The organism is Amedibacillus sp. YH-ame6 (genome assembly GCF_053848845.1).
Genome location: NZ_JBSPEZ010000014.1, coordinates 1 through 12,784 on the forward strand (window position 1 = coordinate 1; position 12,784 = coordinate 12,784).

General features: G+C 38.9%; 9 protein-coding genes and 3 rRNA genes. 10 read left to right on the forward strand and 2 right to left on the reverse strand.

From position 1 onward, the window contains the following. The 8 genes from ACWG0P_RS09835 to ACWG0P_RS09870 all read left to right on the forward strand — a co-directional run. Nucleotides 1–103 (forward strand): 16S ribosomal RNA (locus ACWG0P_RS09835); the annotation flags it as partial. Between the two features lie 288 nt (nucleotides 104–391). Then, nucleotides 392–3,296: ribosomal RNA gene (locus ACWG0P_RS09840) — 23S ribosomal RNA — on the forward strand. A 54-nt stretch (nucleotides 3,297–3,350) separates the two neighbouring features. Next, a 5S ribosomal RNA gene (rrf, locus tag ACWG0P_RS09845) occupies nucleotides 3,351–3,464 on the forward strand. Between the two features lie 149 nt (nucleotides 3,465–3,613). Further along, nucleotides 3,614–4,459, forward strand: coding sequence for a putative manganese transporter (locus tag ACWG0P_RS09850; RefSeq protein ID WP_455793298.1), 846 nt, complete (start codon nucleotides 3,614–3,616; stop codon nucleotides 4,457–4,459). An 88-nt stretch (nucleotides 4,460–4,547) separates the two neighbouring features. Continuing rightward, nucleotides 4,548–6,047: a tetratricopeptide repeat protein gene (locus tag ACWG0P_RS09855; protein WP_455801572.1), complete on the forward strand. Its 1,500-nt coding sequence runs from the start codon at nucleotides 4,548–4,550 to the stop codon at nucleotides 6,045–6,047. Between the two features lie 15 nt (nucleotides 6,048–6,062). Continuing rightward, nucleotides 6,063–6,665 carry an SOS response-associated peptidase gene (locus ACWG0P_RS09860; RefSeq protein ID WP_455801573.1) on the forward strand — a complete coding sequence of 201 codons (603 nt, stop codon included), beginning with the start codon at nucleotides 6,063–6,065 and terminating at the stop codon, nucleotides 6,663–6,665. 1 nt (nucleotide 6,666) lies between these two features. Then, nucleotides 6,667–7,404 carry an ABC transporter permease gene (locus ACWG0P_RS09865; RefSeq protein ID WP_455801574.1) on the forward strand — a complete coding sequence of 246 codons (738 nt, stop codon included), beginning with the start codon at nucleotides 6,667–6,669 and terminating at the stop codon, nucleotides 7,402–7,404. Nucleotides 7,405–7,503: 99 nt separating this feature from the next. Then, nucleotides 7,504–8,616: a diguanylate cyclase gene (locus ACWG0P_RS09870; RefSeq protein WP_455801575.1), complete on the forward strand. Its 1,113-nt coding sequence runs from the start codon at nucleotides 7,504–7,506 to the stop codon at nucleotides 8,614–8,616. 37 nt (nucleotides 8,617–8,653) lie between these two features. Here ACWG0P_RS09870 and ACWG0P_RS09875 read toward each other — a convergent pair whose 3' ends face one another. Further along, nucleotides 8,654–9,055 carry a C-GCAxxG-C-C family (seleno)protein gene (locus ACWG0P_RS09875; protein ID WP_455801576.1) on the reverse strand — a complete coding sequence of 134 codons (402 nt, stop codon included), beginning with the start codon at nucleotides 9,053–9,055 and terminating at the stop codon, nucleotides 8,654–8,656. Between the two features lie 89 nt (nucleotides 9,056–9,144). Next, nucleotides 9,145–10,659 (reverse strand): 4Fe-4S dicluster domain-containing protein, encoded by a 1,515-nt coding sequence (locus ACWG0P_RS09880; RefSeq protein ID WP_455801577.1) that lies wholly within the window; start codon nucleotides 10,657–10,659, stop codon nucleotides 9,145–9,147. 124 nt (nucleotides 10,660–10,783) lie between these two features. Here ACWG0P_RS09880 and ACWG0P_RS09885 point away from each other — a divergent pair, with 124 nt between their 5' ends. Both ACWG0P_RS09885 and ACWG0P_RS09890 read left to right on the forward strand, forming a co-directional pair. Then, nucleotides 10,784–12,154, forward strand: a complete 1,371-nt coding sequence (locus tag ACWG0P_RS09885) for an aldehyde dehydrogenase (RefSeq protein ID WP_455801578.1) — start codon at nucleotides 10,784–10,786, stop codon at nucleotides 12,152–12,154. Between the two features lie 153 nt (nucleotides 12,155–12,307). After that, on the forward strand, nucleotides 12,308–12,631 hold the full coding sequence (locus ACWG0P_RS09890; protein ID WP_455793002.1) for a hypothetical protein: 324 nt from the start codon (nucleotides 12,308–12,310) through the stop codon (nucleotides 12,629–12,631). The last annotated feature ends 153 nt before the right edge of the window (nucleotides 12,632–12,784 follow it).

The window sequence follows — 12,784 nt, forward strand, 5'->3', positions numbered from 1 at the left end:
GCATAACCCGTAAGGGAGTGAGCCGTCGAAGGTAGGACCGATGACTGGGGTTAAGTCGTAACAAGGTATCCCTACGGGAACGTGGGGATGGATCACCTCCTTTCTAAGGAGAAAGTACAAAAGAAGCACAAACGAAAAGCAATGAATTTCCTGTTCGGTTTTGGAAGACCGAAAAATCTTCCTAAGGAACCTTTTTCTTCTAAAGAAGGAGGAGGGGAATCGATCTTTGAAAACTGAATGACATCAAAAAAAGATATTGAGGTCTAAAACGTAAGTTGAAGACTAAGATATTCACATGAGAAAGCAAAAAAAACAGTTAAACAAACAGTAAAAAAACTCAAGCGAAAACCAACTCTTGAAAGAGAGTATAAATAAATAAAAAATGCTTAGTGATTAAGCGAATAAGGGCGTACGGTGGATGCCTTGGCACTTGAAACTGAAGAAGGACGCGACAAACGGCGAAACGCGACGGGGAGTGGTACGTACACGAAGATCCGTCGATATCCGAATGGGGAAACCCGGCATGCGTAATAGTGTGTCATCCATGAGTGAATACATAGCTCATGAGAGAGGTACCCGGAGAACTGAAACATCTAAGTATCCGGAGGAAAAGAAAATAAACAATGATTCCCTAAGTAGCGGCGAGCGAAAGGGGAAAAGCCCAAACCAGACTTAGGTCTGGGGTTGTAGGACCACAAGAAAGGCAAGAAATTTGCTAGGAGAACGATATTGAAAGATCGACCGAAGAGGGTGCAAGTCCCGTATTCGAAAGTGAATGGAAGCTGAGTGGAATCCTGAGTACGGCGAGACACGAGAAATCTTGTCGGAAGCAGGCGGGACCATCCGTCAAGGCTAAATATAAACAAGTGACCGATAGTGAACCAGTACCGTGAGGGAAAGGTGAAAAGAACCGCGGGAGCGGAGTGAAATAGAACCTGAAACCGTATGCTTACAAGAAGTCAGAGCCCGTTAAAGGGTGATGGCGTGCCTTTTGTAGAATGAACCGGCGAGTTACGTTAACGTGCGAGGTTAAGTCGAAGAGACGGAGCCGAAGCGAAAGCGAGTCTTAATAGGGCGAAAGTACGTTGATGTAGACCCGAAACCGTGTGATCTAGCCATGACCAGGTTGAAGTTCAGGTGAAACTGAATGGAGGACCGAACCGACCCCCGTTGAAAAGTTGGCGGATGAGTTGTGGCTAGGGGAGAAATTCCAATCGAACACGGATATAGCTGGTTCTCCCCGAAATAGCTTTAGGGCTAGCGTCGAGAGAGAACAATGTGGAGGTAGAGCACTGAATGTACGATGGCCCCATCCCGGGGTACTGAGTATAATCAAACTCCGAATGCCATATTGGAATGCTCGGCAGTCAGACTGTGGGTGATAAGGTCCATGGTCAAAAGGGAAACAGCCCAGACCGCCAGTTAAGGTCCCAAAATGTATGCTAAGTGGAAAAGGATGTGGGGATGCACAGACAACTAGGAGGTTGGCTCAGAAGCAGCCACCCTTTAAAGAGTGCGTAACAGCTCACTAGTCGAGTGACCCTGCGCCGAAAATGTACCGGGGCTAAGCATACTACCGAAGCTGCGGATTCAATGTAAATTGAGTGGTAGGGGAGCGTTCCATACTGCGTAGAAGCCATACCGTAAGGAGTGGTGGAGTGTATGGAAGTGAGAATGCCGGTGTGAGTAGCGAGATGTAGGTGAGAATCCTACACACCGATAGCCCAAGGATTCCAGGGGAAGGTTCGTCCGCCCTGGGTAAGTCGGGACCTAACGCGAGGCCGAAAGGCGTAGTGGATGGAAAACAGGTAGATATTCCTGTACCCGCGATATGAGCGAAGGAATGACGGAGAAGGCTAGTGTGACCCACTTAATGGATTGTGGGCGAAGCGTATAGCAGGTGCATAGTAAAATGCGTGCACATAATGTAAAGCGTGATAGGTAAGGGAAAGTCCTCGGACAAGTACTGAAGCACATAATGCCAGCTTCCAAGAAAAGTTTCTAGTAATCATATAGCGGCCCGTACCAAAACCGACACAGGTGGGCAAGGAGAGAATCCTGAGGTGAGCGAGAGAACTGTTGCCAAGGAACTCGGCAAAATGACTCCGTAAGTTAGCGATAAGGAGTGCTCTTGTAAAAGAGAGCCGCAGTGAAGAGGCCCAAGCGACTGTTTAACTAAAACACAGCTCTCTGCGAAGTCGCAAGACGAAGTATAGGGGGTGACGCCTGCCCGGTGCTGGAAGGTTAAGAGGATGTGTCAATCGTAAGATGAAGCATTGAATTGAAGCCCCAGTGAACGGCGGCCGTAACTATAACGGTCCTAAGGTAGCGAAATTCCTTGTCAGGTAAGTTCTGACCCGCACGAAAGGCGTAACGATTTGGGCGCTGTCTCGGCAGCAGACTCGGTGAAATCTTAGTACCTGTGAAAATGCAGGTTACCCGCAACTAGACGGAAAGACCCCATGGAGCTTTACTGTAGCTTGATATTGAGCTTCGATCAGAGATGTACAGGATAGGTGGGAGACTATGAGACGTGCACGCCAGTGTACGAGGAGTCGCCGTTGGGATACCACTCTTGTCTGATTGAAGTTCTAACCTACGCCCCTAGACGGGGTGAGGGACCGTGTCAGGTAGGCAGTTTGACTGGGGCGGTCGCCTCCTAAAATGTAACGGAGGCGCCCAAAGGTACGCTCAGATTGGCTGGAAATCAATCGACGAGTGCAAATGCAGAAGCGTGCTTGACTGTGAGACCAACAAGTCGAACAGGGACGAAAGTCGGGATTAGTGATCCGGCGGTGCCGTATGGAAGGGCCGTCGCTCAACGGATAAAAGCTACCCTGGGGATAACAGGCTGATCTCGCCCAAGAGTTCACATCGACGGCGAGGTTTGGCACCTCGATGTCGGCTCATCGCATCCTGGAGCTGAATTCGGTTCCAAGGGTTGGGCTGTCCGCCCATTAAAGCGGTACGCGAGCTGGGTTCAGAACGTCGTGAGACAGTTCGGTCCCTATCTGTTGTGGGCGTTGGAGATTTGAGGAGAGCTGTCCTTAGTACGAGAGGACCGGGATGGACCTACCGCTGGTGCACCAGTTGTCATGCCAATGGCATAGCTGGGTAGCTAAGTAGGGAAAGGATAAGCGCTGAAAGCATCTAAGCGCGAAGCCTACTCCAAGATGAGATCTCCCATACACATGATGTAGTAAGACCCCTTGAAGACGACGAGGTTGATAGGTCAGAGATGGAAGCGTAGCGATATGTGGAGTTGACTGATACTAATAGGTCGAGGACTTAATCACAAAAAATGATGTCATTCAGTTTTGAAGGAAAGAACCCTTCAAAAAAAGAAGTGATCTGGTGGCGATGGCGAAGTGGACACACCTGTTCTCATCCCGAACACAGAAGTTAAGCACTTCAGCGGCGACAATAGCTGGGCCTGCCTCAGTGAAGATAGCACGCTGCCAGGTGATCGACATCCGCAAGGATGTCTTTTTCTTTTTCTATAAGATTCGACAAATTCTAAGCAGTATACATACTATAATGGTAGGTGTCTTTACTGGAATATTTTAAACAAACATGATAAAATCATGGTTATGTAAGAAAGGTGTGAGCATATATGAATGAAATGATTATGGAAATTTTACACGATTCACTGCCTATGCTACCTTTTTTATTTTTCACTTATGTGTTGATGGAATATCTTGAACATAAAAGTAGTGATACATTTCAAAAGCATTTACAAAGTGCTAAGAAACTAGGACCACTGATTGGTGCTATTCTTGGAATTGTACCACAATGTGGCTTCTCTGTACTTGCTTCTGGATTGTATATGAACCGTACGATTTCATTAGGGACTCTAATCGCTGTATTCATATCAACAAGTGATGAAGCAATCCCTATTTTAGTGGCTCATCCAGAACAAATCAACGTACTTTTTCAAGTCGTTTTTATCAAATTAGTGATTGCAATTATAGTGGGCTACTTTGTAGATGCCCTTATTCGAAACAACAAACTGCGTCAAAATCATCCTCTTCATGATATTCATGCAGAGTGTGAAAAGGAAAATGAAGGACATTCTTCCATTGCCTATATCGCTTTTGTACATACAATGAAGATTTTTCTCTTTATTTTTATTGTAAATGTAGTATTATCTGTAGGTATTTACTATATAGGTGAAGATACGTTAGGTACACTTTTGGCAAGCGGAAGTTATTTACAACCAGTACTAGCGGCCATTGTTGGGTTTATTCCTAATTGCGCTGCGAGTGTGATGTTAGCGCAACTCGCAATGGATGGTGTAATTTCTTTTGGTTCATTAACTGCAGGATTGATTACAAGTGCAGGTTTGGGTCTTCTTGTGTTGTTCAAAATGTACGACAATAAAAAAGATATTCTACGGATTTTAAGTATCCTTATGGTTACGGCTATTGTAAGTGGAATTATTCTTCAGTTTTTTGGTTAAGAATAGATCAGTTGTAAGAATAACAAAAAGCAGCGATGCTTTTTTTCATAGAGGAACTATTGTATAATACAGTAAAAGGGGTGTCGTAATGGATTACAAAGAAGAGTTCGCAAAACTTGTGGAACAAAATCGCCTAGAAGAAGCTAGGCACATATTAGATAAATTAAAATATGATGCGAGTGAAGATCCCTTTTATTATGCCAATATGGGATGGATATTAAATCATATGGAACGCTATCAAGAAGCTGAAATCATCCTTAGAAGAGGGATTGCCCTATATAGTCAAGATGGTTGGATGTATAGTCAATTAGGGTTTTGTTTGGATCGTCAAGGAAAGATAGAAGATGGTCTAGAAATTTTGTTGCAGGCGATTCAATTGGGCTTTGATGAACCATGGATTCATGGAGAAATTGGTTGGTGTTATAAAGAACTCAATGACTTCAAAAAAGCAGTTGAGTTTTTTGAGAATGGATTGATGGAAGAAGAGCATAATGTGTTTATTCTTTCGCAAGCAGCGATTGCCTATATGGAATTAGGGAAATATGATACTGCAGAAGAATATTTTAAGAAGAGCTATCTATATCAAAGAGATAATGATGGTCTTTATGATTTAGCAAATTTTTATCATAAGCGTAAGGATTACAAAAAGGAAATTGAATATTTAGAACAAATGGAAGATATAGAATCTAATCCAATGTTGCTTTTTGAGGTCGCTGTTGCGTATTATGAACTTGGTGAGTATAAGCTTGCATTAGAAAAATTAGAGAGCTCCATGGCTCTAGGAAAAGACGATACAGGTTTACGAGCATTACTAGGAGATATCTATGTTGGATTGCATATGAAAACAGAAGCAGATCAACAATATAATCTTGCGCTTGGTTATTATGAAAAAGCATTGTCAAAAGAAGAAGAGACCTATTGGATTTATCAAGAAATGATTTGGATAGCTCATAAACAAAGAGATAGTAAAAAGAAATTAGAGTATTTAAATCGTGCAAGTGAAAAACATGAAATGACCATTTGGTTGATGTATCACTATGCTCGTTGTTATAGTGATTTAGGAGAATATAAAAAAGCAGTAGACGCTTGCCGATATTGTAAAGATAGAGGTGAAAACTCTAAAGAATTCTATGATTTGTTTGCTTGGAATCTAGGTCGTAGTGATCAGGAGGAAGAAGCGATTCGTGTCCTAAAGGAATGTATGGAAAAATATGAAGGCGATGATTGGAATTATGGAGAACTTGGTTGGAATTACGCCCAAATTAAAGAATATGAAAAAGCAAGAGATTGTTTCTTGAAGGCTCTTTCACTAAGTGAAGATAATCCTCAACATACAGGAATGTTAGGTTGGTGTTATCTACGTATGAATCAATTAGATGATGCACAACAACAAGTGGAAAAAGCATTCGCATTAGGACGCGATGATGGATGGTTACATTCCATACGTGCTGAAATCTATGAAGGTAAACAAGACTATGAAATGGCATTGAAAGAATTTCAATATGCCCTGGATCATGATTATGATGAAACTTGGATTCATAAAGAAATCAAAGAGATAAAGAATAAAATAAAAGAATCAAAAAAGTAAAAGGAGGAATAAGGCATGTGTGGTCGATATTTTTTTATGTTAGAAGATAACCCAGCTTTTCAAAAACTACGTCATAAAATAGATCAACTTGCATTGTTTGAATATGCTCAAGAAGAAGTATTTCCTAGCAATGATGCCTTGGTATTATTATCCGCAACAAAAGATTACACCTTGGAAGTAATGAAATGGGGACTACAAGGGTATACTTCTAATTTGTTAATCAATGCTCGAAGTGAATCAATAGAAGATAAAAAAACCTTTCAAACAATGTTACATAATCGTTGTTTAATTCCATGCAATGGATTCTTTGAATGGAAAAGAGTTGGAAAAAGAAAACAGAAGGTATATATACGAAGAGATGATACACCTTTGTTTTATTTAGCTGGGATTTATAATGAACAAAAAGAATTTGTCATTGTGACGGGGGAGTCAGAAGCGGATATGTTAAATCTACATAATCGTACCCCTATTATTCTAACGGAAGAGCAAATTCCATTGTATTTAGAAGAACAACTACCATTTCAAGTGGATAATGAACATTTATCGTTTCATAAGGAAGTGATCAATGATGCATATGAGCAATTAGACTTATTCAAAGAGAAAGAAGAGGAAGAGTAATATGAAGAAATATCGTACCATTACATCTCTTTTTGTTTTATTTTTGTTATGGCAAGTCATTTCTATCCAAATAGATAATGATTTTCTCATCCCTTATCCACTAGAAGTAATAAAGATGATGGGACAACAACTCATGAGTGCATCTTTTTATGAAATTGTATTTGCGACATTATTACGTTCATTTCTAGGCTTAACGATCGCCTTTGTAGTCGCATTTCTATGTGCGTATTATGCGTATCGTTATACCGTGTTTAAAGATATCTTTTATCCTATATTGTTGTTAACGAGGAGTGTACCTAATATTGCCTATATTATCATTATCTTAGTTTGGTTTGGAGCGGAAAATAGCGCAGCCATCGTAAGTTTCTTAATCATTTTTCCAACCATCTATAGTAATATTTATACTGGATTAGAGAATATGGATGAAAACTTAAAAAAAGTTATGAGCTTATATCCATCGAAAGAAGGATATTGTTTACGTAAGATTTATATTCCCTTATTAAAAGCCCCTATGAAAGCATCTATATCTGCTGGAATATCACTTACCTTTAAGGTGGGTGTGATGGCAGAGATATTAGGACAAGTACAAGTAGGGATTGGCCGTCAGTTGAATCTTGCGAGAATCACCTCTGATATTACTGGAATCTTCGCATGGACTGGTTGGATTATATTGATTCTCCTTTTGATGGAGGCAATTTTACATTTCCTATACAATTCTTCTCGGTTCAAAGAAAGTTAAGAAAGTCATAAAAATATCACAAATTATGTATAAATATTTCGCTTATACAGTGATTTATGATATAATTCAATACCGGTAAACAAGAAAGGATGATTGAATATGGCAAATAGTTTACGATCAGTTGCGGATTTAGCATATCGTAAGATTAATCATCGATGGTTAAAGTTCCATTATCATTTATTGTTGCTATGTGTATTGATAAGCGCAATCTTTGAAATCATCATTTACTTCTTCATTCGTTTCACGGGAACAATGTATGACACCAATTGGGTGTATTGGTTAAAATACATCATAACACCAATTGGAATAGGACTTGCTATTTTCGTACTAGCAAGTATTATCATTCGTCTAAAACAACTAAAAAATCGTGTTAAAATTTATGCAATTTCAGTTCTTTTTATGCTTGTTGCGTTTAACTTAGCATTTATGCATAGTGGATATCAAGCTATTTTATTCAGTTTTTTATTGCCAATTATTATGACGATTATATATGAAAATCAAAGACTCACTAGTTTTATTGCATTGTGTACGATTCCTCTTGAGCTCTTTACTGCATTTACTACAATTTGGGATTCCTATAAAGAGATTACACATGGCTATATCATAAATACGATCATCTTGATAATTTTAACGATTGTTACTTGGATGGTTTCTTATTTTATGATTCGTTTCTCACTATCAAAAAAAGAAATCATCATTCAACGTGATATGGAACGTCAACAGTTAAAAGAGCGTATTTTATTAGATGAGCTAACAACTGTTGGAAATAAACAAGCACTCTTTAAACGCCTTAATTTTCTAGAAGAAGCTGGTGATAATTTTCATCTTGCAATGTTGGATTTGGATGACTTCAAACATATTAATGATGAAAATGGCCATTTATTTGGAGATGAAGTTCTCAAATGTTTAGGACTTGCTTTGCATAAGATGCGAGGGGATGTACAAGTGTTTCGTTACGGAGGAGATGAATTTAGTATCATTCTCATGGACCAACAAAAGCATAAAGTTATGAGAGACTTAAAATATTTGCAAAGCGACTTTTTGGATTGTTTGAAAGATTCAAAGCGTAGTATTAATGCAAATATAACAATTAGTATCGGAGTGGCACTTTACCATGATAATATGTCTTGTATAGAACTTATGAAAAGTGCTGATGAAGCATTATATGAATCAAAAAAACAAGCAAGAGGTGCTATTACATATCGAGAATAACAAAGCAGCATATCCACAAAGGTACGCTGCTTATTTTTTATTTCTCATCCCATTCTTGAATGACGCTTTCTAAAACTTCAGCTCCTGTTGCGACTGTTCGCTCACAACGCATTTCTGGAGTAAAGAAGTTGGGTTTGATTTGTGTACATACTCTAGAACCAAGTTTCTTTTGAAAAGCAATGACTAGCTTTTGTGTAAGTGGGCGAAGATCCTCACAATCATGTGCCTTCATCTCTACATATCTAGAACTGATGACACAAGCGGCACCACATAAGGCTCCACAAACATCCCCAATTTGAAAACCTGCCCCAAAGGCTGCACACATAACCATATCTTTATCATGCAATCCTAAATCATAAACTTCATTACCTGCACGAAGAATACTTTCTGAACAATTATATCCTTGTTTGTAATATTTAATTGCGACTTCTTTTAACATCTTTTATTCCTCTTTCTTTTTCTGTATTATAGCACAAGCTTAAACATAATAAAAAGCTGAAGTTTTTAAAAAACCTCAACTTTTCAAATTTACTCTTTTGTAATAAGTTCTAAATTATCTAGATACTCACTTTCAAAGGCTAATTTCTTTTCAGCTTCACTTGTATATTTTTTAACTAAAGCACTTGATTTAATGACAGGTTGTAACGTACCCGCTCCAGCAACACATCCTCCAGGACATGCCATACCTTCTAGAAGATACCCATCGCGTTTACCTGCTTTTGCCATCATCAACATGGTCTTACAGTTTTTCAATCCTTCTGCAGAATCAATTAAGACTTCTTTATCTGGATGTTCTTTTTGGATGCATTGTTTCACTGCATTTGCAACGCCTCCACTTACCGCAAAACCACGACCATTTGCAGTTCCTTCTTCAAATGGAGTATCTAGTATTGCTTGTTGTAAGTCTACACCTTTTGCCTCAAACATTCCCATTACTTCTTCAAAGGTCAAGACAAAATCAATATCGCTTCGTACACTTTTTCTACTTGCTTCAAGCTTCTTCGCAGCACAAGGTCCAATGAATACAACCTTTGCATCTGGTTTGCTTTTTTTGATCAATCGTCCAGTCAATACCATTGGTGTTAATGCCATAGATATGTATGGTTTAAAATCTGGAAAAAGTTTTTTTGCCATCACAGACCAAGCTGGACAACAAGAAGTTGCCATAAAAGGCTGTTCGTTAGGCACTTTTTTCAAGAAGTCTTCGGCTTCTTCAACGGTACATAAGTCTGCGCCAATCGCCACTTCTACCACATCCGCAAAACCCAATGCCTTCAAAGCACCCTTTACTTTTTCAGGCGTCACTGTTGGACCAAATTGTCCTACAAAAGCTGGTGCAACTGCCGCTATGACTTCTTTTCCTTCTTTGATTGCATGTATGGTTTGAAAGATTTGTCCTTTATCAACGATTGCCCCAAAGGGACAGTTCACAAGACACATTCCACAAGATACACATTTTTCATAATCAATTTCAGCACGACCAAATTCATCACTAGTAATGGCATCCATACCACAACTTCTACTACATGGCCTCTCTAATTTATTGATAGCGCCATAAGGACAAACATCCATACAACGACCACATTTGATACATTTTTCTTGATCAATGATAGACTTTCCATTTTCTATACGTACCGCATCTTTTGGACATACTTCTTTACAAGGATGTGCTAAACACCCTTGGCATGTATTGGTCACAAAGATTTCCTTTTCAGGACATGCGTTACATGCGAATTTAATAATATTAATCAAAGGATCATCATAATATTTCTCCGCGATAGCGCTCTCCTCAATGCCTTCACTTAGTGGAGCATGTTCATCAATACGACGAAGGGGAAGACCAATCCCTAAGCGTAAACGTTCTCCAATGATTGCTCTTTCTAGAAAAATACTTTCACGATATTTTGCTTGTTCACCTGGTAAGATTTTAAATGGCAACTCTTCAATGTTAGTTGCATAATCTCCACCTTCATATGCTAATCTAGCAATTTCAGTAAATACCTTTCTACGAATATCTGTTACAGAGTTATAAATTCCTCTCATACGGCTCACCTCGTCTTCTATTATACTTGAATTTTATCGATTTGTAATTAAAAATACACAACATTCTCTTGTACTTAGTGTAGGAGTGATTTATCATATTCTTATAGAAAGTAAGGTGTACAATATGAGTATACAAGAACTAGTACAAACACAAAGAAAATTTTATAATACACATCAAAGTAAAGATATCACATATCGAAAACATGCCCTAAAGAAATTACGCAGTGTTATTATGAAAAATGAGCATGCTATACAAGAAGCACTTTATCAAGATTTGCATAAAGCTAGTATGGAATCATACATGAGTGAAATTGGAATGGTATTAAGTGAATTGACATATCAATTACGTCATATCGACACATGGGCAAAACCACAAAGAGTACCAACACCCCTTGCGCAACAACTCGCCAAGAGTTTTAAGATTGCTCAACCTTATGGTGTTGTATTGATTATGTCCCCATGGAATTATCCTTTCCAATTGGCACTAGAACCTGCTATTGGTGCCATCGCAGCTGGAAATACGGTGATTATCAAACCATCTGCGTATGCGCCTCATACCTCAAGAATCATTGCTCAACTCATCCAAGAATGCTTTGATGAACGTTATGTCGCAGTCATTGAAGGAGGTCGCAAAGAAAATGAAGAACTCCTAAATCAACGCTTTGATTATATCTTCTTTACAGGCGGAGTTGAAGTTGGAAAATTGGTATTAGAAAAAGCAAGTCGCTATGTAACGCCAGTTACTTTAGAACTCGGTGGAAAGAGTCCTTGCATCGTAGAAAAGAGTGCAAATATCAAATTGGCCGCAAAACGCATTGCCTTTGGAAAATTTCTAAATGCTGGACAAACTTGCGTAGCCCCAGATTATGTATTCATTGATGAAAGTATTAAGCATGAATTCTTAGTATATTTACATTATTATATACATCAATTCTTTGGTGATGATCCTCTTGCTTGTGAACGTTATCCTAGCATCATTAACGATAAACACTTCTTACGCCTTATGAAGCTTATGAGTAGCGGTGATGTATGTATGGGAGGAAGAAGCATTCAACTAGAAAAACGCATAGAACCTACAGTCTTGGAACATGTATCATACCATGCGCCAATTATGCAAGAAGAAATCTTTGGTCCTATCTTACCAGTAATCACATATAAGAATATTGAGGAAGCGATACACTACATCAACGCACATGAAAAACCATTAGCACTTTATCTGTTTACACAACGTAAACACATGGAACAACGTATTCTAAAAGAATGTAGTTTTGGTGGTGGATGTATCAACGATACCATTATTCATTTGGCAACGAGTCATATGGGATTTGGTGGAGTGGGACAAAGTGGAATGGGAAGTTATCATGGGTACGACTCCTTTACAACGTTCTCTCATATGCGAAGCATTGTCAAAAAATCCACAAAATTTGATTTACCGATACGTTACCAACCTTATACAAATATAAAAGAAACACTTGTACGACGGTTCATGAAATAGCAAAGAGGAAAGAAAACATCTTTTCTCTTTTTTTGTACAAAAGCGGATGAATTTTCATGAACCATTGTAATACGCCTATGAGGATTCTCTAGGCACTGCATATAGTGGATTGAGATGAGGAAAATATCTCAATTAAAAGGAGGAAGATTCATAATGAACAATGGAAGATGTAATTGTGGATGTCAGCGTGATGGTGAAAGAATCATGGTAAATAACGAAGGTTGTGGATGCAATCGTAATCGTTGCGCATGTGCGAACACATTCCGTCCAAGCTGCGGTTGTCACAGAGAAGAAAACCGTTGTGGATGTCCAAGACCTTGCCCAAGACCATGTCCAAAACCATGCCCAACATGTGAAGACCGTTGCCGTATGCAATATCGTTCTTGTATGAAAGAATGCCGCTGTCGTGAAGAAGAAAACAATTGTGGTTGTCATAGAAGAAACGAATGTGGATGTAATCACCACGACGAAGACTAATATCTAAATATCTCTTCTTATGGTAAGCAAAAGACTCATATCCCTTTATATGGGTCTTTTTCAATTTCTGAGAAAGTAATTGATAAAAATTCAAGAATTACATAGGATAAATAGTAATAGATGATTGACTTTCATGTAAAGTGTGGTAGTATA